The sequence below is a fragment of the Micromonospora sp. CA-246542 genome (assembly GCF_050942905.1).
In the GTDB taxonomy this organism is placed as follows: Bacteria; Actinomycetota; Actinomycetes; order Mycobacteriales; family Micromonosporaceae; genus Micromonospora.
Genome location: NZ_CP192040.1, coordinates 1,191,585 through 1,215,374, shown reverse-complemented (window position 1 = coordinate 1,215,374; position 23,790 = coordinate 1,191,585). Strand labels below are relative to the sequence as shown.

Genomic DNA, 23,790 nt, shown 5'->3' with positions numbered 1-23,790 from the left:
GTCCCCGAGGGGTCACGGCGCGGTCGGCGGGCAGAGCAGCCGTTCCACCAGCGGCAGCAGCGAATCCAGACAGGCCGTCAGCAGCGCGGGGTCGGGCGTCGTGGTCGGCGCGGGCGACGGCGTCGCGGTGGGCTCCCCGTCGGCGTCGTCGCGGGCGTCGGCATCGCCTCGGACGTCGGGGTGGGAGCGATCGAGGGCTCCTGCGCCACCTCGACCGACGGTGACGGCGACGGGTCGACAGACGCGGCGGGCGACACGGACGGCGCGGCCGCGACGGTCGGCGACGTCGCGCGGGCGGCTTCGGCGGCTGGTGTCGTGGCTGGCACCGTGGGCACGGGCGGGTTCGGCGCGGGGCGTTGCGGGCCGACTGCCGGAGGTCGCGCCGGCTCGACCACAAGAGCGGACGTGGCGGGCGGCAGGCCGGATTCACGAAGTGCCGGGTCCCGCACGATCGTGGCCGCCTCGGCACGTCGCATCGGACCGGCCGGCGACGGGCCCACCGCGCCGGGGCCCAGCGTCGCGAACACCACCGTGGCGACGGCGGCTACGGCGAGCGCACGGCGGTCGGGGCGTACCGCCGTCAGCGGCGCGTCGGAGGGCCCGACCGTCGGCAGCGGCACGGGCGGGGATGCCTGGTGCGCGGCCAGCAGTGCGTCGAGCTGTCCGACAACCGCGAGACGATCCCCAGCGGCCGAGGCCGCCGCGAGGGTGAGGTAGAAGCGGACGTTCACGGCGGCGCTCGCCGGGACCCGCAGCCCGGAGAGCCGACTATCGTCGTGCAGCAGGGTGACGGGTACGTCCGGGTGGTGGGCGACGCCGAGCCGGTCCGCGTACCGCCACTCACGCCGGTGCTCGCGGCCGGCGAAGGCCACCCGTCGGCTGGTCACCACGGCCATGCCGGTGTCGACCGCCCGCAGGCCCGGCGGCAGCGCCTCGGAAGACGGCTCAGCGAAGGAACACGAGCCCGGTGTGGGTAGCCCGGGGATGTGTCGCGCCTCGGCCTCGACAAGCGTGGCGACGGGAAGGACGCGGAAGACGACTTCGTCGACGTCGAGGTCGACGGGCAGTCCGGCGCGGGGTTGCGTACACCCGATGAAGCTGGCGGCTTCGATGCGGAGCCGGACCAGGTGGTCGTCGCGGCGCTGCCAGGCGTCGGTGGCGTCGCGGTACGCGCGGCGACGCCGCTCGTTCTCGCGCTCGGCCCAGGCGAGCCGCCATGAGGAAGGTGCCAGTGCGGTCACGGTCACACGCGGTACAACCGCTCACGTACGTGACAGGCAACGCCGATCGATTCGATGTCTCCCGTTGCGCCCGAAAGGAGAGAATTGACGGACACCGACGGCTGCTCCGATGGACCGGAGCAGCCGCCGGGGCAGCCCTACGAGCGCAGCGAGGTGAAGAACTCCCTCAGCTCAGCGGCGAGCAGGTCCGGTTCCTCCAGCGGCATGAAGTGCCCGCCCCGGCCCGGTTCGCTCCAGTGCCGGATGTCGGTGCAGGCCCGCTCGGCGATCGAACGGGGGAAGTTCGCCTGCGAGGGTTCGGTGCTCACCGTGAACGCGGCGGGCACGGTGATGTCGGGTCGCGGCGTGTTGTGGTCGAAGTCGGCGTACTGCCGGAACGACGAGCCGATCGTGCCCGTCACCCAGTACAGCGTGATGATGGTGAGCAGGGTGTCCCGGTCGATGCTGTTCGCCAGGTCACCGTGGTTGTCGCTCCAGTCCCGATACTTGTCGACGATCCACGCGGCCAGCCCGGCGGGTGAGTCGGCGAGCGCCGCTGCCAGGGTGTCCGGACGGGTGCCCATGATGGCGCTGTAGCCGCCGTCGGTCTCGTCGTACGCGGCCTCGGCGTCCAGGAACGCCTGCTCGGCCGCCGACAGCGGTCGGTCGTCGAAGCTGGCCGGGAACGGTGGATGGATCATGTGGATGCCGGCCACCCGCTCCGGATACCGGGCACCGAGCCAACCGGTGACGACCCCGCCGACGTCGCCGCCGAAGGCACCGTAGCGCTCGTAGCCGAGCACGTCGGTCATCAACTCGTGCAGCGTCCGGGCGAGGACCGCCCGGGTCAGCGGCTCGTCGGGCAGCTCCGAGTAGCCGAAGCCGGGCAGGGACGGCACCACCACGTCGAACGCGCCCCCGAGCGGGCTGGTCAGCCGGTCGACCAGGGACAGCATCTCGACGAAGCTGCTGGGCCAGCCGTGGCTCAGGAGCAACGGCGGCGGTGCGGGCGTACCCGCCGGACGGTCCGCGCGGACGTGCACGAAGTGCAGCTTCCGGCCGCCGATGAGCGTCAGATACTGGGGGTACGCGTTGAGCGCGGCCTCCCGGGCACGCCAGTCGAACTCGTCGTGCCAGTAGGACACCAGGTCCCGCAGGTAGTCGGGATCGACGCCGCCCTGCCACGGTCGGTGGCCGCTGCGGTCGGTGAAGCGGGTGCGGGCCAGTCGAGTCCGCAGGTCATCGAGGACCGCATCGGACACGTCGATGCGGAACGGGGAGACAGACATTGATCCTCCGATAAGGGAGGGCGCACTCCCCGACCCGAAGGCGTCAGCTGAGGGGGACGGACGAGAAGGGCGCCCAGGCGTGACAACGGGTGTTCACGGGGCTCACCTCCTTCTCGTCGCTGACGGGGATCACCGTACCTGAGCGGGCTCGAACAGCTCGACCGGGTTGCCGGAGGGGTCGTCCAGGACGATCTGCCGGCCGCCCGGGCCGCTGACCACGTCGCTGCGCAACGCGACGCCGGCCGCCCGCAGCCGGGCAACCTCGGCGTCGATGTCGGCGACGATCAGGTGGATGCGGTTCCAGCCGCCCGGCTGGGGACGGCGGCCGTCGGACAGGGCCCGGCCCGCCGAGCTGGCCGGACCGGAGAGCAGCAGCCGCAGGTTGCCGCGCCGTACGTCGGCGATTGCGGGCAGGAAGGCGCTGGCCGAGGTGAAGCCGAGGTGGACGGTGTAGAAGTCGATCGCGGCGGCCACGTCGTCGACGAGGTAGCGCACGCTGACCGTGCTGTCATCGATGGGGCTGGTCATGATGCCCTCTCTCCTGGGATGGCGAGCGTGTGCAGCAGGAAGTCGATCCGCTGGGCGAGGTCGTCGGCGACCCGTTCGAACGCGGGGAGCCCGTCGGGGTCCGCGGCCGGGTCCGGAATGCTCCAGTGCGCACTGCGCGGGCATCCGGGGAAGTCGGGGCAGACCTCCTTGACCCGGTCGCAGAGGGTGATCACGGCGTCGAACGGTTGGCCGGTGAACTCGTCGAGGTGTGTGGGTCGGGCCGAGCGCAGGTCGATGCCGCGCGCCGACATGACGGTCACCGCGTGCGGGTGGACGGGCTTCGGTCGGCTCCCGGCGCTGTACGCCTGCACGGCACCGGCGGTGCGTTGCCGCAGCAGCGCCTCGGCCATCTGCGAGCGGGCGCTGTTGCCGGTGCACAGGAACAACACCCGTCCGGTCACCGGGGTGGCCGGCGACGGCGTGGCGAGCCGCAGCCCGGGATGCAGGGCCGCGCCAGCACCCGACAGCAGGCCCGCGCAGGTGGCCAGGTCGAGCGAGTAGTAGGTGTCCCGCCCGTCGGCGCTGCTGCGCCGGGCGGTCACGAGGGCGGCCCTACGGAGCTTGCCGAGGTGGTACGAGACGAGGCTCTGCGGCTGGCCGAGACGTGCGGTCAGCTCATGCACGGCGAGGTCACCGCGGGCCAGTTCGTTGAGCAGACCCCACCGCACGGGGTGCCCGGCGGCGGTCACGAACCCCGGTGGCGCGCTGGTGCCGGACGACGTCACTCCCGCAGATTACATCAAACTGATTTGATGCAATAGAGATCAGCCCACGCGGCGCCAGCGCAGCAGCGGGTCGTCGGCCGGAAACCGCGATCGCGTACGCGGCGGGTACGCCTCGCAGTGCCCGACCCACTGGGCGGCGGCGACGGCGAGGGCGTCGGCGGAGACGGTGAGCACCAGCGGGTAGATGGCGGTGGCCGGCCGGCGCATCCACGGGGGCAGCGACTCGGCGGAGAACTCGACGATCAGTTCCAGCCGACGTCGACGGATCACCCGGGTACGCAGTGCCAGGTTGGGTTCGGTGAAGCGGACCATCGCCGGTGGCGGGTTCGGACCACCGGCCGCCGCCGCCTGGCCGTGCAGCCAACTGCCCAGCGCGCGGGCCTCCTCGACGAGCAGGCTCGGGTAGTGGTGCGACCAGAGCTGACCATCGGCGGTGCGGGCGTCCACCTCGATGAGCAGCCAGTCCTGCCAGCCCGGCGTCGCCAGCTCGGGGTCGTCGGGCGGGTCGATGCCAGGCTGGTAGCCGACCGGGCGGATCCGCACCCGGGCACCGTCGTCGGAACGGATCTCCACTCGATCATTCTGACTGACCTGAACGAGCGTTCGGGTCAAAACGCGCTACTTCGTGACGGTCCGCCGGACGCCCCGGTGCTCGGCACACGCGCCCGCCCGGCCACCCGCGAGGCTGACCGAGCCGTCCCGGCACTGCACGAGGTAGCCCCGGCCCGCCCAGAACTGCGGCACGCAGTCGAACCAGTCGCACACCTCGACGGCGGGCCGGCGAATCCGCGTCCCGCCGCAGAAGTCGTACCCCAGGGGGTTCTCCGGCGCCCCGCAGCGCGGCCCGGACGTCGCGCTCGGCGACGGACGTGGCGACGGCTTGCGCTTGGGCGTGCTGCTGGGCGCGGGCGGCGGGACCGCCGGCCGCAGCAGCGCGGGAGGCGCGCTGGCGGCCGGTGCCGGCGTGGCCGCCACGGCGACCTCCGCGCCCCCGGTCGGGTCCGACGGGTTCGATTCGAAGAGCGCCGCCGGTACGAGCAGCGCGACCGCCGCCGCCACCGCGATGGACCGGCGACCGCCGGGCACGAGCGCGGAGAGTCGGGCCTGCGCCGGGGTGGCCACCGCCGGCCGGAACGGCATGAGCTGGTCGTGCTCCGCGATCAACTCGTCGAGCTGGGCGAGCACCGCGGCACGCTGCTCGATCGAGTCGGCGAAGGCCAGCGTCAGCTTGAACCGGAAGTCCGCCGCCGCGTCGGTGGGGAGCAACAGTCCGGAGGTACGACGTCGGTCCAGCACCTGGATCAGGGTGACCGGCCCCACCGGGTCGTGGGCCAGCCCGGTGATCCGGCCGTACGCCCAGTCGCGCCGACCGCGCCCGCCCAGCAGCACCAACCGACGGCTGGTGATGACGGCCATGCCGGCGTCGGTGACGCGGACGCCGTCGGGTCGGCGCGGACGCAGCGGCGCGGCCGGCACGGCGACCGTCAGGTCCGGCGCGGGCAGCACGGCCGTGTGTCGCACCTCGACCAGTTGCGCGGCGGGCAGCGCCCACAGCACCACCTCGTCGTCGAGGAGTTCGAGTGGAAGGCCCGCGCCGGCCGCGGCGGAACCGTGGAAGTCGGCGGCCAGGGCGCGCAGCCGCCGTAACTCGTCGTCGCGTCGCCGCCAGGCCGTCTCCGCGCCGCGGTACGTGCTGATCCGCCGCACGTTCTGCCGCTGCGCCCAGCGGTACCGCCATGTGGAACCCGTCGAATCAGTCTTTGCCACGCCGACTCCTTCGCCGCGTAGGCCACCAATCTGGGGTGCACTCGGATTAACAGTTGTGACGGCCGGCCGGGACACGCCAGGACGGGCGAACTACCCGAACGGCGGACCAACCCGGACGATAGGGCGATACTGACGGTCATGCCGCCAGACACCCCGCCCGGTGTGGTGATCGGGATCGACATCGGCACCACGAGCACCAAGACCATGGCGTACGACACCGACGGGCGGCTGATCGCCAGCCACTCCGTCGGCTATCCCCTCGACGACCCGCACCCCGGTTACGCCGAGCAGAACCCGGACGTGATCCTCGCCGCCGTCGTCGAGTCGCTCCGGACCGTGGTGGCCGAGTTGGCCGCGCCGATCTCCGGCCTCGCGTTCTGCTCCGCCATGCACAGCCTCATCGGCCTCGACGGCGCCGGCAACCCGCTCACGCCGTCGGTGACCTGGGCCGATTCCCGGGCCACCCGGCAGGCCGAGCGGCTGCGGGCGGTGCCGTCCGGGCTGGCGCTGCACCGGCGCACGGGTACGCCCATGCACCCGATGTCGCCCCTGCCCAAGCTGCTCTGGTTCGCCGAGCAGGAACCCAAGCTCTTCGAACGCGTCACGCACTGGGTCGGCATCAAGGACTGGGTGCTGTTGCGACTCTGCGGAGAACTGGTCACCGACCACTCGATAGCCTCGGCCACCGGCCTGATGGACATCCACACCCTCGAGTGGGACGCCGAGGCGCTGACCATCGCCGGCGTCACCGAGGAGCAGTTGCCTCGACTGGTCGCCACCACCGCCGTCCTGCCCGGCCTCACCGCGCGGGCCGCCGAAGCCATCGGCGTGCCGCAGCGCACGCCCGTGGTGGTCGGGGCGGGCGACGGGCCGTTGGCCAACCTGGGCCTGGGCGCGGTGCACCCCGGCATGGTCGCCTGCTCGATCGGCACCAGCGGCGCGATGCGGGTCATGGTCGAGCGCCCCGGCGTCGACCCGCTGGGCGGAGTGTTCTGCTACGCGCTGACCGAGAACCGCTGGGCGGTCGGTGGCGCGATCAACAACGGCGGCATTGTCCTCAAGTGGGCGGGCGCCGCGCTCGCGCCGGACTTGGGCGAGCACCCCGAGGAGGACCTGGTCGCCCTGGCGGCCCGGGCGCCGGTCGGCTCGGGCGGGCTCATCATGCTGCCCTACCTGCACAGCGAACGCGCTCCACACTGGAGCGCCCTGCCCCGCGGCGCGTACGTCGGGCTCACCCACGGGCACCGCCGCGAACACCTCGTCCGGGCCGCCATGGAGGGGGTCTGCCAGCAACTCGCACTGGTCCTCACCTCGGTCCGCGCCGCCGGTAACGAGGTGCGCGAGATCCGGGCCGGTGGCGGCTTCGCCCGTAGTGGCCTGTGGCGACAGATGCTCGCCGACGTGCTCGGCATGCCGGTGAGCTTCCCCGCCGGGCGCGAGGGGTCGAGCTTCGGCGCGGCGCTGCTCGGCATGCAGGCGCTGGGCCTGATCCCCAGCATCGACGTCGCCGCCGACCTGGTCCAGATGGAGGAGACCATCCGTCCCGACCCGGCCGCCGCCGCCACCTACGCGGCGCTGCTGCCCCTCTTCGCCGAGCTGTACGAGGCGCTGGTACCGACCTTCACGTCGATGCGCCGCCTGGCGCCCGGCCTGCCCGCCGAGCCGCCCACCCCCGGACCGCCGATGTAGCCGGCGCGACCGGCGACCAGCTCGACCTGTGACCGGCTCGACCGGCGACCGGCGGGCGACGCGATCGGCGGGCGACGCGATCGGCGGGCGACGCGGTCGGCGACCGGCGGCGCGATCGGCGGGCGGGCTCGGCGCGGGGCTGGCCGCTCGCTGTTGAGCGTGATGCCGGTGAGTCATCTTGATGCCACTGAGGCATCACGCTCTCGGGGGCGCGGCCTCCCGGACGGGTGACTCACGCCCCGGCAGCCCCATCCGCCGCCGGCGCTTCTTATCGTACAAACGTGAGGAAAAGGGACAAGAAGCGCTCATCTTCCCTGCTCGCGGCGGCGATCGCGATGGTCGTCGCGGCGACGACCGGCCCGGCCACCGCCGACGGTCCCGACCCGAACCACCGAACAATCCTGGGGTACGCGGCCGACGGCCTCACCGCCGACAACGGGCCGAAGGACATGAACGGGCCGAACGACGAGGGCGGGCCGAACGACGAGGGCGGGCCGAACGACGAGGGCGGGCCGAACGACACGGACGGCCCGAGCGACGAGGACGGGCCGAGCGATGCGGACGACCCCAGCGACTCGGACGGGCCGAACGACGAGGGTGGGCGGAGCGACGAGGGCCGGCGGAGCGACGAGCCGGGCGTGGAGCCGGCCCCGGAGCGGGCGCCGACCAGCGAGGTGTCCTGGCTGTCGTTCCCCGGCGGGGCGTTCGCGGTGGACTCGCTCGGGCACACCGTGCGGTACCGGGCGTGCGACGGCGACACCGGCCGGGTCGCCGACCCGGACATGCGGGTCGCCGCCGGGGTGGCCAGCGGGGCGGTCGTCGTCGGGGGGACCGCCTACCGCTACCGGGTGCCGCTGGTCGGGCGCAGCGAGGGCACGCTTGAGGTGATCCAGCGGCACCGCCCGCCGACGACGCTCACCGGCGTCGTGGTCACCGGCCCGCAGCCGCCCACCGACCCGGTCGCGGGAGCACGGCTGTTCCCGCTCAGCGGGCAGCTCGCCCGGGTTGTCGCCGACGCCAGCCTCAACCCGGCTGGTGCCACCGTCCGGGACCTCTCCGGCCGGTACGGGGACCAGCAGGTCTCGGTCAACGGGTCGCTGCGCCCCAAGGCCGCGAGCGTCATCAAGCTCTGGATCCTGGTCGAACTCCTGCGCCGGGTCGACTGTGGACAGGTCTCTCTCGACGACGGCGTGCTGGTCACCCCGGCCGACGTGGTGGGCGGCACCGGCCAGCTCCAGTTCGAGACGTTCCCGCAGGTGGTCACGCTGTACCGGCTCGCACGCTATCTGATCAAGTACAGCGACAACGTCGCGGCCAACGTGCTGATCACCTACCTGGGTGGGTTCGCCCCGGTCAACGCGCTGATCGACTCGATGAACCAACGCTCCACCATCCTGGCCCGGCGGATGCTCGACAGCGCGGCAGCGCAGCGCGGCGAGGAGAACTACACCAGCCCGGACGACGTCGTGTCGCTGCTCGGCGCGGTCTGGGACGGCGAGGTCCTCACCCCGGCCTCCCGGGACCTGATGATCGGCTTCATGCGCGAGCAGACGCTGAACACCAAGATCCCAGCGGCGTTGCCACCCGGCGTGCCGGTGGCCCACAAGACCGGTGACCTGCCGGACGCCTCCCACGACGTCGGCTACTACCTGATCCCCGGCACGGAGACCGCCGTCGCGTTCCTCACCGCCGGGCCGATGGCGACCGGGGACGAGACCGTCCGCCGGATGGCCAGGACCGTCTACGACTTCCTGGTCCCGCCATCCGACGGCGCGGTCGAGGAGTGAGCCCCGGTCAGGCCCGGCTGATCGCGTTGGCGTGGATCGCCTCGTTCACGTAGGCGGCCAGGCCGGGGGCGATGTTCTCGAAGTACGCGGTGAACCGCTCATCGGCCAGGTACATGTCGGCCAGCCCGGTGTGCATCTCGTACGGGCACTCGTAGAACCAGCGGCTGATGAGCTGTCGGTGCTCCTCGGCCAGGTCCATCGCCTCCGGGCTGTCCGCCGGTACGCCCGAGGTCAGCAGAGCGACGATCCGCCGACCCCAGTCCTCGTTCTCCGCCTTGTTCCGGAGCCAGTCCTCCTTGGTGTACCGCGCGACCCGTCGGTTCGACTCCCGGTACGCCTCGGTGTCGCCCCAGCGCTGCTCCGCCTCGGCCTCGTACTCCTCCGGCCGGAAGTCACCGAAGACCTCGAACCGCTCCTCGGGTGTCAGCTGGATGTTCAACTTGCTCGCCTCCATCGCGAACTCGATCGCCGTGACCATCTCCTGCAACCGCTTGATCCGTACCGTCAGCAGTTCGTGCTGACGACGCAGGTGGGCGGCCGGATCGGCCGCCGGGTCGTCGATGATCGCGGTGATCTCCTCAAGCGGGAAACCCAGCTCGCGGTAGTACAGGACGAGCTGCAACCGTTGCAGGTCCGTGTCGTCGTAGCGGCGGTAACCGGTCGACGTGCGGCCGCTCGGCGAGAGCAGACCGATCTCGTCGTAGTGGTGCAGCGTCCGTACCGTCACGCCGGCGATCTTCGCCACCTGACCCACCGTGTACGCCATGGTTCCCCTCCCTTCCGGAAACCAGGCTCCTACCTGCCGCTACGTCAGGGTCAAGCCCGATTCTGACCCACCGTGGCGGGGCTGTCCGGGCGCCCGTACAGATAGCCCTGGCCGCGCGGGCAGCCGATGGCGGTGACCGCGTCGTGCTGGCGCTCGGTCTCCACCCCCTCGGCGATCACCGCCAGGTCGTACGCGCCGGCCAGCCGGGTGACCATCTCCACCGTGGCGTACGCCCGCTCGTCCGTGCCGAGGCGGGCCACGAACGAGCGGTCGATCTTCAACTCGGTGGCCGGGATGCGGTGCAGGTAGCTCAGGGACGAATAGCCCGTGCCGAAGTCGTCGATGGCGATCTGGATGCCCAGTTCCCGGAGCTGGTGCAGCCGTTCCAGCACGGCGTCGGTCCCCTCGATCAACGCCGACTCGGTCAGCTCCAGCGTCAACGCCCGGGGCGCCAGCCCCGCGCCGGCCGTGGCCGCCGTGACCGTGGCGATGAGGTCGGGCCGGCGCAGGTGGGCGGCGGCGATGTTCACCGCGACCGTCGCCTCCGGCGCGCGGGCCCGCCAGGTGGCCGCCGCCCGGCACGCCTCGTGGATCACCCAACGGTCGATCGGGAGGATCAGGCCGGTCTCCTCGGCCAGTGGCAGGAACCGCGCCGGGGGCAACATCCCCAGCCGGGGGTGCCGCCAGCGCACCAGCGCCTCGGCGCTGCGGACCGCACCGGTGGCGAGGTCGACGATCGGCTGGAACTCCAGGTGCAGTTGCTCCTCGTCGACGGCCCGGCGCAGGTCCGCGATCAGCTCCGCCCGCGACACGGCCGACTCGCGCAGCGCCGGGGTGCAGGTCCGGTACGCGGACTTGCCGGAGGCCTTGGCCGCGTACATGGCGATGTCGGCGTCGCGCAGCAGGTCGGAGTGGGAGGCGTGCTGCGGCCCGTACTCGGCGATGCCGATGCTCGCCGACGGGTGCACACCCACGTCCTCCTCCCCCTCGGACGGGCGCAGGGCGTCCAGCAGGCGTTCGGCCAGGTGCTCCGGTGACACCGGCCGGTCCCTCTCGACAAGCACCGCGAACTCGTCGCCGCCGAGGCGGGCGATCGTGCCGTCGCCGTCCACGGCCGCCCGCATCCGGGCCGCTAACCCGGTCAGCAGGGCGTCGCCGGTGGCGTGCCCGAACCGGTCGTTGACCTGCTTGAACCCGTCGAGGTCGAGCAGCAGGACAGCCACCGGCCGACCGTCCCGCAGGGCCAGCCGCAGCAGTCGGTTGAACAGCAGCCGGTTCGGCAGCCCGGTGAGCTGGTCGCCGTACGCGAGCCGACGCAGTCGCGCCACCAGGCGCAGGTTCTCGTTGGCGGCCAGCCCCTGACGTACGGCGAGGGCGGCGAGCAGGGCCATCATGGTCACGAAGACCAGCGGTGGAGTCTGGCCGGTCGGCCGGCGGGCCAGCAGCACCGCGATGATCGCCCCGCCGACCGGCAGGTACGGCAGCGCCACCCGCCACCACGGCGGCAGCGGGGACTCGGCGGTCTCGTCGGTGCCGTCGCAGTCCGGCGGCGGCCGGCTGCCGGTGGCCAGGCCGATCAGGAGGTAGCTCAGCGGCCAGCACAGGTCGACGGGGTGACCGGCGGTGTAGTCACCACGGGCGACCAGCGAGACGTACACCACGTCGGCCACGACCCGGAGGGTGAGGCTCGCCGCGAGCAGGCGCATCGGCCGCCACAGCGGTCGCGCCGGGCCGGCCACCGCCACCAGGATGGTGAGCTGCATCAGGTCGAACATCGGGTAGAGCAGCCCCAGCGTGCGCGCCGGATCGGCCAGCTCGGCGGAGGCGACCCCACGGAACACCAGCACCCAGCCGACCGGCACCAGCGCCAGCGCGACGATCACGCCGTCCAGCAGCGTCCGGGCCCGCCCGACGGCCGTCCGTGGCCCGGACGGGGAGCTGAGCAGCGCGGCGGTGCCGGTGAGGATGCCGGCGCTGAAGACCACCCCGATCAGCGCGTTGTGCGGCAGGTCGCCACCGACGAGACGCTGCGCCGTCCAGATTCCCCGACCCAGCGCGGCGAGCGCCATGGTGACGGCGAGCAGTGTCCAGAACCTGCGCAACGGGGCCGGGTGTCGACGGGCCACGCCGGCACAGGCGACTGTCGCCCAGCCGGCAACCAGGAGCGCGCCCACGTCGCTGACCAGCGCGGCGCCGGGCAGCGCGGCGGCCAACCAGCCGGCCTCCACGACCAGGACCGCGATCGCGACGATCGGGCCGATGGGCTTGAGCTGCCCCGCGGCCTGCTTCACGTCCTGTCGCGACACGGTCGCTCCGGCTCTTCGTCGGGTGTGCACAGTCGGGCGGACCGGTCCACGGCAAACCTCGAAAGCCTAGCCAGCGCCCGGGAACGCCGCCAGGGCCGAACATCCAGGCCGATGCGGTCTCCCCGGACTGTCCTGGCGGTCGGTGTCCGCTGCCGGCCGCCAGGTCAGGTCAGCGGCCGGTGTCCGCTGCCGGCCGCCAGGTCAGGTCAGCGGCCGGTGTCCGCTGCCCGCCGACGGGTCAGGTCAGCGGCCGGTGTCCGCTGCCCGCCGACGGGTCAGGTCAGCGGCCGGCGGAGCGGTTCCAGGGTGAGCGGGGCAGCGCGGTGCCGGCCAGCGGGCGACGGACGGGTCGACGTCGACGCCGCCCGGGGGTGCAGGGCGGGCGTGCGGCGGTGTGCACGTCGGGGCCGGCGGACGACGGTCGGCCGATCAGCCAGCACAGGAAGCGGGCCATCTGCGGCTCAGCCGACCGGGAGACGCTGGGCGTCGGACTTGGCGATCTCGTACTCCGCCCCGCAGAACGTGCACTGCTGCGCGTACCGGGTGCGGATCGGAATGAGTGGGATGAAGAAGAGGGTGAATTTCGTCGACCGACGGGTGATCACCTGCGCGGCGTGGTTGCCGCAGTGACGGCAGACCTCCTGCACGACACCGGACCGGTCGACCTTGGTGCGCAGACCAAAGATGAAGAACATCGCCCGGCAGTACCCACTCCACCCCGAAAAGTCACCGAACCCGCCCCCACAGATCGGTACGACAGCCACAACGATGCGGTACAGCGGGCCGGTGGCGAGGAGGCCGTTGAAGATCGTGCTCGATCCAGGATGTAGTGCCTTCGAGGTGCGAACGAGGCCACTAAATCCTTGATCGAGCACGATCAAGTGGGAGTGCTACCGGATCAGTTGGCCGGCTCCAGGCCGGGGACCTCCTCGGCGAGCCAGATCGGCTGCCAGGCCGTCATCTCGTGGAAGCGGCGCAGCTCGAACAGGCCGGCCACCGACCCGGACCAGGCGGCGTACGGCGGGTTGGTCTCGTCGAAGCCGCTCTGCACGAAGGTCAGCGTGGTGCGGCCACCGGATTCGGCCAGCTCCCAGCTGGTGACGCCGGTCGGTCCCCAGTCGACGGACATCCGCCGGCCGGGCTCCAGGTCGACGATCTTGGCGGCGTACCCGTGCTCGAAGCCACCCATGGCGTACCGGCCGCCGACCCACGGCTCGATCCCGATCGGGTAGCCGAACCAGGCGCTGGCCTGCTCGGAGTCGGTCAGGGACTCCCACACCTTGTCGGCCGGGACCGCGATGACCAGCTCGCCGCGCAGGTCCGCGGAGGTGAAGTCGGTGCGCGGCAGCAGCGGCTTGCCCTCCAGGTGGGAGGCCAGGTTCGCGATGGACAGCGCCCAGTACGTCTGGAGCACACCCCGGATGCTGGAGCCGTCCATCGCCTCGGCGAAGTCGAAGTGGCTCTGGGTCAGCGTGAGCACCGTGGCGTCCGGGCCGTCGGCGGCGAGCTGGAACCCGGTGGTGGTCTCGACCCCGTCGAGCAGCCAGCCGAAGCGCAGCGAGTCGTCGTCGGCGTGCAGGAGCCGCTGGTGCGGGGCGTCGCCCTCGGGCGTGTAGCGGCCCCAGAACTCGTACCGCTCGGGCAGCTCGACCTCGGCGTGCTCGGCCAGCCAGAGGCGCAGCTCGGCCGGGTCGGTCAGGGCCTGACGGACGCGCGCCACGGGCGCGGCGAGGCGGGCCTGCACCTTCAACGGTTCACTCATTGTCGTTCCCTTTCGGATAGCAGGCGACGGCCAGCTTGAAGGCATCTCCCTCGCTGCCGCCGTAGCGGGTGAACAGGTCCTGAAGTGCGGTTTGCAGGTCGTGCAGGAACTCCTGGCGCTGCTCGGCGGGCACCCGGATCTCGCCGGAGACCCCGATCGAGGGCAGCTCGGGCGCCGCCCGATCCAGGGCGGCGATGTCGGCCTGGACCTCCTCCATCAGGTCGAGCAGGTAGCCCAGGCTCAGCTCGTCGCGGGCCCGGCGCAGCCCGATGCGGCCGACCAGCCGCGGCGAGAGCCAGTAGGACCGGGCGGCGGCCTGGTAGATGCCCTCGGTGATCCCGCGGACCTTGCGCTCGTTGACCAGCTCGACCAGGCCGGCCGCGACGAGCTGCTTGACGTGGTAGTAGACGCGCTGTGGCGTCTGGTCGAGTCGGGCCGCGACCTCGGTGCAGGTGCGCGGTTCGGCCAGTTGCCGCAGCACCTCCACGCGCTGCGGCTTGAGCAGGACTTCGGCCTGCTCAATCTGCTCCAGGTACAGGACGTCTCTCATGGCAAAATCAGTTTGTACGTACAAAACTTGTTTGTCAATCGCTTCGCGAGAAGCCGCGCCGACTTTCTCGACGCGGCTTCCGGCGACGCTCAGCCTCAGGCGACTCTCAGCCTCAGGCGACTCTCAGCGGATGATCAGGGCAACCAGTCCGGTCGCAGGGGGTAGCCGTTCACACCGTCCGGGCCGTTGTGGGTGGCCAGCACCTGGTGCAGTTGGATGCCGTTGCGCTCGAACGCCATCCGCGAACCAGCCATGTAGAGACCCCACACCCGGGCGGTGCCCGCGCCGACCTCCGAGACACAGAAGTCCCAGTGCTCCACCAGGTTGCGGCACCAGGCGGCGAGGGTCAGCGCGTAGTGCTGGCGCAGGTTCTCCTCGTGGTGCACCTCCAACCCGGCGTCGTGCACCTCGCTGATCAGCCGACCCGGGCCGGCCAGCTCGCCGTCCGGGAAGACGTACCTGTCGATGAACGCGCCCGAGCGGTGCGGCGCCCGGTTGTCGGCGCGCGTGATGGTGTGGTTGAGCAGCCGTCCACCCGTCCGCAGGCGCGACCGCAGCGCCCCGAAGTACGACGGGTAGTTGCGCACGCCGATGTGCTCGGTCAGCCCAATCGAGGAGATGGCGTCGAACTTCTCCGCGGGCGCGTCCCGGTAGTCGAGGTGTCGCACCTCGGCCAACTCGGTCAGCCCCTCCCGCTCGATCGCGGCCTGCGCCCACTGCGCCTGCGCCTTCGACAGGGTCACCCCGAGCGCCTTGACCCCGTACTCGCGCGCGGCGTGCCGGACCATGCCGCCCCAACCGCAGCCCACGTCCAGCAGCCGCATGCCCTTCTTGAGCGCCAGCTTGCCGGCGACCAGGTCGTACTTCGCCGCCTGGGCCTGCTCCAGCGTGTCGGTCGGGGACCGGAAGACCGCACAGGTGTACGTCATGGACGGGCCGAGCACCTTCTCGTAGAAGGCGTTCGAGACGTCGTAGTGGTGCGAGATCGCCGTGCTGTCGCGGACCCGGGAGTGCCGCAGCCCGTTCATCACCCGCTTCCAGCGCGGCTGGGCCTCCTGCGGAGGCGCCGGTGGCGGCATCAGCCGCTCCCAACCCAGCCCCCGCACCAGCGCGACGCCGTCGGCCACCGACGGCGGGCGCAGCCGCAGTTCGTCCTTGAGCACCCGCAACGCCTCGTACGGGTCACCCGGGTGCACCCCCTGCAACGCCAGGTCGCCGCTCACGTACGCCCGGGCCATGCCCAGGTCGCCGGGGGCGGTGAGCAGGTACGACAGACCCCGCTCGGTACGGATCGACAGGGTGATGCCGGCATCGGCCGGGCCGACGGCGCTGCCGTCGTACCCGGTGATGCGGATCGGCAACGGCCCGGCGGTGACCGCGCGGACGACGTCCGCGACGGTCGGACCGGTGCGCCGGCCCCCCGCCGGCGGGGTGGCGGGGACGCTCGCCGCCCCCTGATCTCGGTCGGTCAGGCTCATGCTCGTGCTACCGCCTTTTCGTACAGTCCCGTCAGCCGGTGGTCCGGGTCGTAGCGGTCTTTCACCGCGCGCCAGGTCTCGCCGCCGTAGAGGCGATCGAAGGCGTCCCGGTCGTAGTACGCGTCGGAGTAGAGCGACTTGTGCCCACCCAGCTCCGACACCCTGCGTTCGATCGTGCGGTTGACGTCGCCGTCGGCGGCGCCGGACGCGATCGGCACGCTCCCCCAGAAACCAATGTTGACGTAGTCCTGCCCCGCGTGGAGCGGATACAGCGGCCACGTCTGCGCGGAACCGGGCCCCTCCGGCTCGCGCAACCGCAGCGGGCACAGCCACACCGGGGTCATCCCCACGTCGGCCGCGAACCAGCGCAGGAAGTCCGCCATACGGTCCAGCGGGATCTCCACGTCCTGCACGACCCGCTCCCGGGCCGGCTGGCCGCGCAGCCGGTCGATCCGGGCCGCCACCTGGTGCCGGTGTTCGAGGCGGACCAGTCGGTGGTAGACGTCGCTGCGCCGGTACCGCGCCGGCCAGATCCGGCGGACGACCGGGTGCTGCGCGCCGAACGCCGCCGAGCACCAGAACCAGTCGGTGTCCCAGCGCCACAGATAGTCGTACGCGGTCAGCACGTCGCGGGTGCGCTGACGCAGCGACCGGTAGTAGATCGCCTGGCCGGTGTAGTCGCTGGGCGGATCGGCGGTGTCGGTGAAGGTCCCCAGCACCAGGTACGCCTCACCGGGGCTGAACATGACGCCGTCCAGCACGTCGACCGGCTGGCCGGCCCACGACCGGGTGGCGCTCACCTCGGCGATCGCGTCGGTGAGCGCCTCCAGTTGGGTGAACCGGATGTTGCGCAACGCCACGTACCGGCCGATCGGCTGCAACTCGATGCGCAGCCTCGTCGCGTAGCCGAGGCTGCCCAGCGAGTTGGGGAACGCGCGGAACAGGTCGGCGTGCTCGGAGTCCGGGCTGGCGGTGACGATCGCGCCGGAGCCGGTGAGGATGTCCATCTCGCGTACCGACTCGTGGGGCAGGCCGTTGCGGAAGGACGTCGACTCGATCCCGAGGCCGGTCACCGCGCCGCCCAGGGTGATGGTGCGCAGTTGCGGCACCACCAGCGGCATCAGCCCGTGCGGCAGCGTCGCGTCGACCAGGTCCTCGTACGTGCACATGCCCTGCACGTCGGCCGTACGCCCGGTCGGATCGACCGAGAGCACCCCGTTCAGGCCACTCACGTCGAGGCCCGGGGTGCGGGGAGCGGATCGGGGGCGGAACAGGTTGGAGGTGCGTTTGGCCAGCCGGACAGGCTCGCCCGTGGGCACCGCGGCGTACGACCGCCGCAGCGTGTCCACCGCTTGATCATGGTCAATTGGGTGATCCACACGCTCAGCGCGCATGTGATCACCTTACGCCTGCCCCCGGAAAATCGTGGGATGTCCTCGCCTGCCGTTTCCCGTCTCACAGCAGGCCCGGCGGTTACCGTGGCGGTCATGCCGTCGCCCGCGATCGCCGCCCTGGACTCCGCCGGACTGCCGTACCGGTTGGTCAGTCACGGCGCGGTCGGCAGCCTCGCGGAAGCCGCCGCCGCCCGTGGTGTGGCCATCCCGGACGTGGTCAAGACGATCGTCGTCCGCCGTGGCGCGGACGACCACCTGTTCGTGCTCACCCCCGGTGACCGGGTCGTCTCCTGGCCCAAGCTGCGCGCCCTGCTCGGGGTGCAGCGGATCTCCATGCCGGACGCGGCGGGCGCGCTGGCCGCCACCGGGTACGAGCGCGGCACCATCACCCCGTTCGGCGCGAGCACGGCCTGGCCGGTGATCGCCGACGAGCGGCTACGTGGTCGCCAGATCACCCTGGGCGCGGGCGAGCGGGGTCTCGCCGTGGCGGTCGACGCCGACGCCGCGATAGCCGCCCTCGACGCCACTGTGGCCGACGTCACCGACCCGCAGCCCACCCGCTGAACTCCGCCGCTGCCGTCGTCCGACTGGCTCCGGCGCGCCGCCGTGGGTGAGGATGGCGGCTATGCCCGCCCCCGAGGAACGCCCCGACCCCGTCGGCACCGTCTACGGCGGGCGACGCCGAGCCAGCTCGGGCCCGCTGGCCGACCCGCTGCTGCGGGTGGCGTTGGCGGTCGGGCTGGTGGGCGTACTCCTCGGGGTGGTCTTCGCCACCGGCCTGCTCGACGGTGACGACGAGCCGGTGGTGCCGGCGGCCGTCGGCACGCCGTCCAGCGCGGCCGAGCCGGCCACCCCGGCGGCCGAGCCGACCCCGACGCCCTCGGTCGAGCCGTCGCCGACCCCGTCGGCCACCCCGGCCGTTCCCACCAGCGGCGCCCACGTGCTGCGGTCGCCCTCCGGGCTCTGCCTCGGGCTCGATGGCGACGACGAGAAGGCCGAGGCCGAACTGGCCGCCTGCACCGGCGGCCCGGAGCAGCAGTGGGTGGTCAACCCGGTCGCGACGGGAGGGGTGACGCTGACCAACGCCGCCCACGGGCAGTGCCTCGATGTCGAGGGCGGCAGCGGTGACGACGGCGCGCGGCTGCAACAGTTCCCGTGCCACGGTCAGGCCAACCAGCAGTGGCGGCTGACCCCCACCGGCGCCGGCCCCCTGCTGCTGGTCGCGGTGCACAGCGGTAAGTGCGCGCAGGCCGACGACGACGGCGTCGAAGCCGGCAACGACATCCGGCAGCGCCCCTGCGACGGCCGGCCCGCCCAACAGTGGACGGTGGGCTAGGGCGGGTGTCAAAGCCCTCGGTCGAGCCGAGGCGGAGTCCAGGCGGCGGTCCGGCAAGGCGGAGATGGGCTCGGATACCGGTGTTGTATCCGAGCCCATCTCCAACGCCGCCGGCCGTCGTCTGGGCCCGCCGCAGGCCGGCCAGGGGCTTCGACACCCGCCCTACCCCGGAAGCTCCACGCGCGGGGTGCGGTCGCGGCGACGAGGACGGCCTCCGGCACCGGTCGACCCGGCCGTCGGCGCAGCAGCAGCGACAGCCCCGCCGCTCCGATCGACAGCGCGCCGGCCACGTACCAGGCCACCGCGTAGTCGCCGAGCTGGTCGCGGACGAGCCCCGCGCCGGTGGCCGCGAGCGCCGCCCCGAACTGGTGGGCGGCGAACACCCAGCCGAACACCACCGCGCCCGCGCCACCGAAGTACTCCCGGCACAGCGCCACGGTCGGCGGCACCGTGGCCACCCAGTCCAGGCCGTAGAAGACGATGAACACCAGCATGCTCGGCTCGGCGGTACCCGTGAACAGGCTGGGCAGCACCAGCAGCGACAGCCCGCGCAGCGCGTAGTAGGCGCCGAGCAGCAGCCGGCTGTCCACCCGGTCGGTCAGCCAGCCGGAGGCGATCGTGCCGACGATGTCGAAGAGCCCCACCAGCGCGAGCAGTCCCGCCGCCGTGGTCTCGGCCATGCCGTGGTCGTGCGCGGCCGGCACGAAGTGCGTACCGACGAGGCCGTTCGTGGTCGCTCCGCAGATCGCGAATCCGCCGGCCAGCAGCCAGAACGGCCGCGTGCGGGCCGCGGCGGCCAGCGCGCCGAGCGCCCGCGTCGCCGCGCCGCCGGTCGGCGGCGGCGCCGCGACGACCTCGGTCGCGCCGTAGGCGGGCAGGTCGAGATCCGCCGGGTGTTCGCGCAGCAGCCACACCACCAGGGGTACGACAGCCAGGGCGGCGCCGGCCACGACGAGTGCCGCCGTGCGCCAGCCGTGGTCGCGTACCAGCACGGCGATCAGCGGCAGGAAGATCAGTTGCCCGGCGGCCCCGCCCGCGGTGAGCACGCCGGTGACCAGGCCCCGACGACGGACGAACCAGCGCCCGGTGACGGTCGCCACGAAGGCCAGCGCCATCGAGCCGGTGCCCAGGCCGACGAGGACGCCCCAGCACAGCAGCAACTGCCAGCTCGCGGTCATGAACACCGTCAGGCCGCTGCCGGCGGCGACCAGCAGCAGCGCCACCGAGACGACCCGGCGGATGCCGAACCGGTCCATCAGCGCGGCGGCGAACGGCGCGGTGAGCCCGTAGAGGAGCAGGTTGACCGAGACGGCCGCGGAGATGGTGGCGAGCGGCCAGCCGAACTCCGCGTGCAGCGGGTGCAGCAGCACCGACGGGGTGGCGCGGAACCCGGCCGCGCCGACGAGCGCCACGAAGGCGACACCGGCCACGAGCCAGGCGGGGTGCAGGCGACGATTCTTGCTCACGCGACCAGTCTGGATCGCGCCTGCGTCCAGGACGAGTGGCCGGAAAGCCATCGTGCGCAATAATCGGGCCATGAGCAGTGGCCCGCACCGGATCGCCGTCCTCGCCCTCGACCAGGTCGTCGGCCTCGACCTCGGCACCCCGTCCCAGGTCTTCAGCACCGCCCGGGGCGCCGACGACGCGTACCGCTACGACGTACGGGTGTGCACCCCGGGCGGCCGGCCGGTCCGCAGCACCGCCGGCTTCCAGGTGCTCCCGGACCACGGGTTGGAGCTGCTCGACACCGCCGACACGGTGATCGTCCCGGGCATCCAGGACGGTGCGGCGCTCACCTCGGGCGCCATCGAGCCGGAGGTGGCCGAGGCGCTACGGTCGGCGTACGAGCGGGGCGTTCGGATCATGTCGATCTGCACCGGCGCGTTCGTGCTGGCCGCGGCCGGCCTGCTGGACGGACGCCGGGCGACGACCCACTGGGCGTACGCCGAGCGGTTCCGCCGCCTGTACGACCGGGTGGACCTCGACCCGGACGTGCTCTTCATCGTCGACGACCGGGTGTTCACCTCGGCCGGAGTGGCCGCCGGCATCGACCTCTGCCTGCACGTCATCCGCCTCGACCACGGCAGCGAGATCGCCAACCGGGCGGCCCGGCGCTGCGTGATGCCCCCGTGGCGCGACGGCGGGCAGGCGCAGTACATCGAACAGCCGGTCCCCCGGGCCACCGATGCGAGCACCGCCGCCGCCCGGGAGTGGGCCCGGCAGCGCCTGCACGAGCCGATCGCCCTGCGCGACCTCGCCGAGCAGGCCCGGATGAGCGTCCGCACCTTCACCCGACGTTTCCGGCTGGAGACGGGACTGAGCCCCGCGCAGTGGCTGCTACGGCAGCGCACCGACCACGCCCGGCTGCTGCTGGAGACGACCGACCTGACGGTCGACCAGATCGCCCGCCGCTGCGGCTTCGGCACGACGGCAGCCCTGCGTCAACAACTGCACCAACGCATCGGCGTGGCCCCGTCCACCTACCGCCGCACCTTCCACCCCCGCGAAGAGCTGACCCGCGCCTGACCCCCGCCTGACCCCCGCGATCTTGCACTTACTGTCGTCGAGATGCCCCTTACGCGCGCCTTTGTCGCCGCAGAAAGTGCAAGATCGACGAGGTCCGCCGGGGTGGGGTCAGGTTCGGAGCAGGTGGAGCTGGGCCTGGTGTTTGGGGAGGTGGACCCTTGCGTGCAGGTCCAACGTGCGGGACCAGGGCAGCGGCTCGTCGACGATCAGGTCGAAGCCCTCGCGTAGGTGGGTCTCCACCGGCGCCTCCGCCGCCAGGCCGAGTTGGTCGACCAGCCCGCACAGCCGTTCACTGGTGCCGTGCAGCAGCGCCGCCAGACCGCGCAGACCGCCCTGCTCGGCGGCCAACGCGTCGAGCTGCGGACGGTGGATGTCCTCCTCCAGCTCGTAGTAGGCGAACGGCGACCCCGCGAGCAACGCCTCGCTGGCCTGGATCATCAGCTCGTCGTTGGCCACCAGGTGCGCCACGATCTGCTCGGCGCTCAACTGCCCCCGAGGGGCAGCCCCAAAGGAAGCCCCGTCAATCTCGGCAAACACCGAGTCATAAGCCCGCCGCAGCTCACCATTCCGCACCACCACACCCCCACCCCACCGCCCCACCCCGTCGATCATGGCGTTGTGGTGCCCGATTCACCCGGACGAGCGGCATTTGCCACCCAGCACAACTCCATGATCGACGGTGGTGGTCAGGTCAGCGGCGGGACTGGCGGGAGCGGAGGTAGTCCGAGACCACGTACTCGCCCAGGTCGTCGGTGTCCGGGGTGAACATGCGGCCACGGCTGCGTCTCGCCACCGCGTCGATGAAACGGCGCAGGCCCTCGTCATCGCCGAGCATGAACAGGTTGAGCGTGGCACCGTAGCGGCTGAGCCGGTCCACCTCGCGGACCGTCGCCTCGATCGTCTCCGGCAGCGGCGGCCAGTGGAACAGCGCCTCCCCGTCGTCCGGATCGAGGTGGGCGGTCGGCTCCCCGTCGGTGACCACCAGCACCACCGGCTCGGCATCCGGATGGCGGCGCAGGTGCCGAGCGGCCAACCGCAGCGCGTGTTGCAGGTTCGTCCCCTGTTGCAGGTCCGGCTCCACGGCCGCCAACTCCTGCTGGGTGAGCGTCGTCGCCTCCCGACCGAAGCCCACGATCTGCAGGGCGTCCTGTGGAAAACGGGTCTCCATCAGGTGCGCCAACGCCAGCGCCGTCTGCTTCATCGGCCCCCAACGACCCTGCGAGATCATCGAGTACGACAGGTCGACGCAGAGCACCACCGCCGCCGAGGCACGCTTCTCGGTCTCCACCACCTCGAAGTCGTCCGCTTCGAGTTGCAGCGGAACCGTCGGCCCGGCCCGGCGTACCGCCCGGGTGAGCGTGCGGACCACGTCCAGTGGCTGCTCGTCGCCGTACTCCCAGGGGCGGGACGCCCCGCTGACCTCGCCGGCCGCACCCGCCGAGCGCAGGTCGTGCTGACCACGCGGACCGGCCGTCAGGTCGGCGAAGACCCGCCGCAGCGCGGTGCCACCGAGCCGGCGCAGGGCCTTCGGGCTGAGCGTGAGCCCGTCCGCGTCCCGGCCCACCCAGCCCTGCCGGCGCAGCTCGCGTTCCAGCTCGCGAAGCCGGCGGACGTCGTCGGCCGCGTCCCGGCCCAGCGTCCGGGCCACCGCGTCGACGTCCACGTCGTCAAGCGTGGCCCCCGGGTGCTCCTGGTCGAGCTGGTCCAGCAGGTCGTCCAGCTCGCCGATCTCGCCGAGGGCGCCGGCCGCGTCGGCGTAGTCCAACGGCTGGTCGCCCCGGACCCGTTCGCCGCGCCCCCAGCGCAGATCCGGCCGCAGAGCCCGCAGGTTCGCGTCGAGCGCCGACAGCTCACCGGCGAGCCGGTCGCCGAGGGACTGCTGCATCAGACCGGCCAACTCGGCGCGCTGCCGCTCGGACAGCGAGTTCATCAGCCGCTCACCGGCCGCCGAACGGCGGGCCAGCACGTCGATCAGCTCGTCGACCGTCTCCGGCTGCTCCGGGAAGAAGTCGCCGTGCCGGCGCATGAACTCGGCGAACGCGTCGGTGGTGTCCTCCGCGCGGCCGTGCCGGGCCAGCAGGTCGTTCAGATCCCGCATCATCTCGGCGAGCCGCTGCTGCGCCGCCGGATCGGCGGACGCGCGCACCGCGTCCCGTAGGCCCGCGAACCGCTGACCGAGCACGTCGTCCCGGAGCTGGTCGAGGATCTGCTGGTACGAACGACGGGCGTCCTCGCTGGCCCACTGGTAGCCGGACAGCTCCTCGACCGCCCGGGCCGTGGAGCGGGGCAGATTATCCAGCACCGACTCGGCGAACCGCGCGTCGTCGTCGTCGCGGCTCCGCAGCTCGTCACGTTCCGCGGCGAGAGCCTGATCGAGTAGGGCCTGTGCGCGGGTCACCGCGCCGTCGAGATCGCCGCGACGAAGCGCCTCGCGACGCAGCCGTCGCGCCCGGGCGGCCAGGTCGTCCAACCCGCCGCGCCCCTGCGGTCCACGACGCAGCAGATCGCGCAGCGCCTGCCGCAGGCTGCCGCCGGCCAGCACCTCGGCGCCGACCGCGTCCACCGCCTCGCGCACGTCGTACGGGGGTGCCAGCGGGTCGGGCCCGCCGTTCCACTGGCCGTACCGGAACCGGTTGCCGGCCACGG

General features: G+C 72.4%; 22 protein-coding genes. 5 read left to right on the top strand and 17 right to left on the bottom strand.

Annotation, left to right across the window (positions count from 1 at the left end; translation table 11 throughout):
* Positions 1–77: 77 nt before the first annotated feature.
* The 6 genes from ACQP0N_RS05780 to ACQP0N_RS05755 form a co-directional block, all read right to left on the bottom strand.
* Positions 78–1,241 carry a hypothetical protein gene (locus ACQP0N_RS05780; RefSeq protein WP_433118153.1) on the bottom strand — a complete coding sequence of 388 codons (1,164 nt, stop codon included), beginning with the start codon at positions 1,239–1,241 and terminating at the stop codon, positions 78–80.
* Between the two features lie 137 nt (positions 1,242–1,378).
* The gene (locus ACQP0N_RS05775; RefSeq protein ID WP_433118151.1) at positions 1,379–2,509 is read right to left on the bottom strand and encodes an epoxide hydrolase family protein; all 1,131 of its coding nucleotides are present in this window, start codon (positions 2,507–2,509) and stop codon (positions 1,379–1,381) included.
* 129 nt (positions 2,510–2,638) lie between these two features.
* The gene (locus ACQP0N_RS05770) at positions 2,639–3,037 is read right to left on the bottom strand and encodes a VOC family protein (protein WP_433118149.1); all 399 of its coding nucleotides are present in this window, start codon (positions 3,035–3,037) and stop codon (positions 2,639–2,641) included.
* Complete coding sequence (locus tag ACQP0N_RS05765) at positions 3,034–3,783, bottom strand: MarR family transcriptional regulator (protein ID WP_433118148.1); 750 nt, start codon at positions 3,781–3,783, stop codon at positions 3,034–3,036. Before ACQP0N_RS05765 ends, ACQP0N_RS05770 begins: the two co-directional genes overlap by 4 nt.
* 39 nt (positions 3,784–3,822) lie before the next feature.
* Positions 3,823–4,356 (bottom strand): WapI family immunity protein, encoded by a 534-nt coding sequence (locus ACQP0N_RS05760; RefSeq protein ID WP_433118146.1) that lies wholly within the window; start codon positions 4,354–4,356, stop codon positions 3,823–3,825.
* Between the two features lie 45 nt (positions 4,357–4,401).
* Positions 4,402–5,550 (bottom strand): hypothetical protein, encoded by a 1,149-nt coding sequence (locus ACQP0N_RS05755; protein ID WP_433118144.1) that lies wholly within the window; start codon positions 5,548–5,550, stop codon positions 4,402–4,404.
* Between the two features lie 138 nt (positions 5,551–5,688).
* On the opposite strand from ACQP0N_RS05755, the gene ACQP0N_RS05750 reads away from it, so the two are divergent.
* Both ACQP0N_RS05750 and ACQP0N_RS05745 read left to right on the top strand, forming a co-directional pair.
* On the top strand, positions 5,689–7,239 hold the full coding sequence (locus ACQP0N_RS05750; protein WP_433118142.1) for a gluconokinase: 1,551 nt from the start codon (positions 5,689–5,691) through the stop codon (positions 7,237–7,239).
* Between the two features lie 281 nt (positions 7,240–7,520).
* A complete protein-coding gene (locus ACQP0N_RS05745; protein ID WP_433118140.1) occupies positions 7,521–9,026 on the top strand; it encodes a serine hydrolase in 1,506 nt (501 codons plus the stop codon).
* A gap of 7 nt (positions 9,027–9,033) precedes the next feature.
* Here ACQP0N_RS05745 and ACQP0N_RS05740 read toward each other — a convergent pair whose 3' ends face one another.
* The 8 genes from ACQP0N_RS05740 to ACQP0N_RS05705 all read right to left on the bottom strand — a co-directional run bounded on the left by ACQP0N_RS05740 (position 9,034) and on the right by ACQP0N_RS05705 (position 17,282).
* Positions 9,034–9,792 carry a MerR family transcriptional regulator gene (locus ACQP0N_RS05740; RefSeq protein WP_433118138.1) on the bottom strand — a complete coding sequence of 253 codons (759 nt, stop codon included), beginning with the start codon at positions 9,790–9,792 and terminating at the stop codon, positions 9,034–9,036.
* Positions 9,793–9,842: 50 nt separating this feature from the next.
* The gene (locus ACQP0N_RS05735; protein WP_433118136.1) at positions 9,843–12,098 is read right to left on the bottom strand and encodes a putative bifunctional diguanylate cyclase/phosphodiesterase; all 2,256 of its coding nucleotides are present in this window, start codon (positions 12,096–12,098) and stop codon (positions 9,843–9,845) included.
* A 280-nt stretch (positions 12,099–12,378) separates the two neighbouring features.
* Complete coding sequence (locus ACQP0N_RS05730; protein ID WP_396801361.1) at positions 12,379–12,552, bottom strand: hypothetical protein; 174 nt, start codon at positions 12,550–12,552, stop codon at positions 12,379–12,381.
* Between the two features lie 7 nt (positions 12,553–12,559).
* Positions 12,560–12,973 carry a zinc-ribbon domain-containing protein gene (locus ACQP0N_RS05725; protein ID WP_433121454.1) on the bottom strand — a complete coding sequence of 138 codons (414 nt, stop codon included), beginning with the start codon at positions 12,971–12,973 and terminating at the stop codon, positions 12,560–12,562.
* 23 nt (positions 12,974–12,996) lie between these two features.
* Positions 12,997–13,860 (bottom strand): SRPBCC domain-containing protein, encoded by an 864-nt coding sequence (locus ACQP0N_RS05720; protein WP_433118134.1) that lies wholly within the window; start codon positions 13,858–13,860, stop codon positions 12,997–12,999.
* Positions 13,853–14,410, bottom strand: coding sequence for a helix-turn-helix domain-containing protein (locus tag ACQP0N_RS05715; RefSeq protein ID WP_355051970.1), 558 nt, complete (start codon positions 14,408–14,410; stop codon positions 13,853–13,855). The genes ACQP0N_RS05720 and ACQP0N_RS05715 overlap by 8 nt, the downstream gene beginning before the upstream one ends.
* 134 nt (positions 14,411–14,544) lie before the next feature.
* Positions 14,545–15,888: a class I SAM-dependent methyltransferase gene (locus ACQP0N_RS05710; protein ID WP_433118131.1), complete on the bottom strand. Its 1,344-nt coding sequence runs from the start codon at positions 15,886–15,888 to the stop codon at positions 14,545–14,547.
* Positions 15,885–17,282, bottom strand: a complete 1,398-nt coding sequence (locus ACQP0N_RS05705) for an FAD-binding oxidoreductase (RefSeq protein ID WP_433118129.1) — start codon at positions 17,280–17,282, stop codon at positions 15,885–15,887. The genes ACQP0N_RS05710 and ACQP0N_RS05705 overlap by 4 nt, the downstream gene beginning before the upstream one ends.
* Before the next feature lie 93 nt (positions 17,283–17,375).
* On the opposite strand from ACQP0N_RS05705, the gene ACQP0N_RS05700 reads away from it, so the two are divergent.
* Complete coding sequence (locus tag ACQP0N_RS05700) at positions 17,376–17,846, top strand: aminoacyl-tRNA deacylase (RefSeq protein ID WP_433118127.1); 471 nt, start codon at positions 17,376–17,378, stop codon at positions 17,844–17,846.
* A gap of 61 nt (positions 17,847–17,907) precedes the next feature.
* On the top strand, positions 17,908–18,618 hold the full coding sequence (locus ACQP0N_RS05695; RefSeq protein ID WP_433118125.1) for an RICIN domain-containing protein: 711 nt from the start codon (positions 17,908–17,910) through the stop codon (positions 18,616–18,618).
* Between the two features lie 8 nt (positions 18,619–18,626).
* On the opposite strand, the gene ACQP0N_RS05690 is transcribed toward ACQP0N_RS05695, so the two are convergent.
* Positions 18,627–20,135 carry an MFS transporter gene (locus ACQP0N_RS05690; RefSeq protein ID WP_433118123.1) on the bottom strand — a complete coding sequence of 503 codons (1,509 nt, stop codon included), beginning with the start codon at positions 20,133–20,135 and terminating at the stop codon, positions 18,627–18,629.
* 19 nt (positions 20,136–20,154) lie between these two features.
* Between ACQP0N_RS05690 and ACQP0N_RS05685 the strand changes: the two genes are divergently transcribed.
* The gene (locus ACQP0N_RS05685; RefSeq protein ID WP_433118121.1) at positions 20,155–21,144 is read left to right on the top strand and encodes a GlxA family transcriptional regulator; all 990 of its coding nucleotides are present in this window, start codon (positions 20,155–20,157) and stop codon (positions 21,142–21,144) included.
* Between the two features lie 108 nt (positions 21,145–21,252).
* Here the strand turns inward: ACQP0N_RS05685 and ACQP0N_RS05680 are convergent, their stop codons facing one another.
* Entirely contained in the window at positions 21,253–21,756 is a 504-nt protein-coding gene (locus ACQP0N_RS05680; RefSeq protein WP_433118119.1) for a hypothetical protein, read from the bottom strand.
* Between the two features lie 79 nt (positions 21,757–21,835).
* Positions 21,836–23,788 carry a VWA domain-containing protein gene (locus ACQP0N_RS05675; protein ID WP_396801342.1) on the bottom strand — a complete coding sequence of 651 codons (1,953 nt, stop codon included), beginning with the start codon at positions 23,786–23,788 and terminating at the stop codon, positions 21,836–21,838.
* Between the last annotated feature and the right edge of the window lie 2 nt (positions 23,789–23,790).

Coding starts and splice junctions, on each gene's coding strand:
- ACQP0N_RS05715 (WP_355051970.1), bottom strand. CDS start 14,410: ATGAGAGACGTCCTGTACCTGGAGCAGATTGAGCAGGCCGAAGTCCTG.
- ACQP0N_RS05750 (WP_433118142.1), top strand. CDS start 5,689: ATGCCGCCAGACACCCCGCCCGGTGTGGTGATCGGGATCGACATCGGC.
- ACQP0N_RS05770 (WP_433118149.1), bottom strand. CDS start 3,037: ATGACCAGCCCCATCGATGACAGCACGGTCAGCGTGCGCTACCTCGTC.
- ACQP0N_RS05685 (WP_433118121.1), top strand. CDS start 20,155: ATGAGCAGTGGCCCGCACCGGATCGCCGTCCTCGCCCTCGACCAGGTC.
- ACQP0N_RS05695 (WP_433118125.1), top strand. CDS start 17,908: ATGCCCGCCCCCGAGGAACGCCCCGACCCCGTCGGCACCGTCTACGGC.
- ACQP0N_RS05730 (WP_396801361.1), bottom strand. CDS start 12,552: ATGGCCCGCTTCCTGTGCTGGCTGATCGGCCGACCGTCGTCCGCCGGC.
- ACQP0N_RS05740 (WP_433118138.1), bottom strand. CDS start 9,792: ATGGCGTACACGGTGGGTCAGGTGGCGAAGATCGCCGGCGTGACGGTA.
- ACQP0N_RS05775 (WP_433118151.1), bottom strand. CDS start 2,509: ATGTCTGTCTCCCCGTTCCGCATCGACGTGTCCGATGCGGTCCTCGAT.
- ACQP0N_RS05690 (WP_433118123.1), bottom strand. CDS start 20,135: ATGGCTTTCCGGCCACTCGTCCTGGACGCAGGCGCGATCCAGACTGGT.
- ACQP0N_RS05710 (WP_433118131.1), bottom strand. CDS start 15,888: ATGAGCCTGACCGACCGAGATCAGGGGGCGGCGAGCGTCCCCGCCACC.
- ACQP0N_RS05720 (WP_433118134.1), bottom strand. CDS start 13,860: ATGAGTGAACCGTTGAAGGTGCAGGCCCGCCTCGCCGCGCCCGTGGCG.
- ACQP0N_RS05705 (WP_433118129.1), bottom strand. CDS start 17,282: ATGCGCGCTGAGCGTGTGGATCACCCAATTGACCATGATCAAGCGGTG.
- ACQP0N_RS05700 (WP_433118127.1), top strand. CDS start 17,376: ATGCCGTCGCCCGCGATCGCCGCCCTGGACTCCGCCGGACTGCCGTAC.
- ACQP0N_RS05680 (WP_433118119.1), bottom strand. CDS start 21,756: ATGATCGACGGGGTGGGGCGGTGGGGTGGGGGTGTGGTGGTGCGGAAT.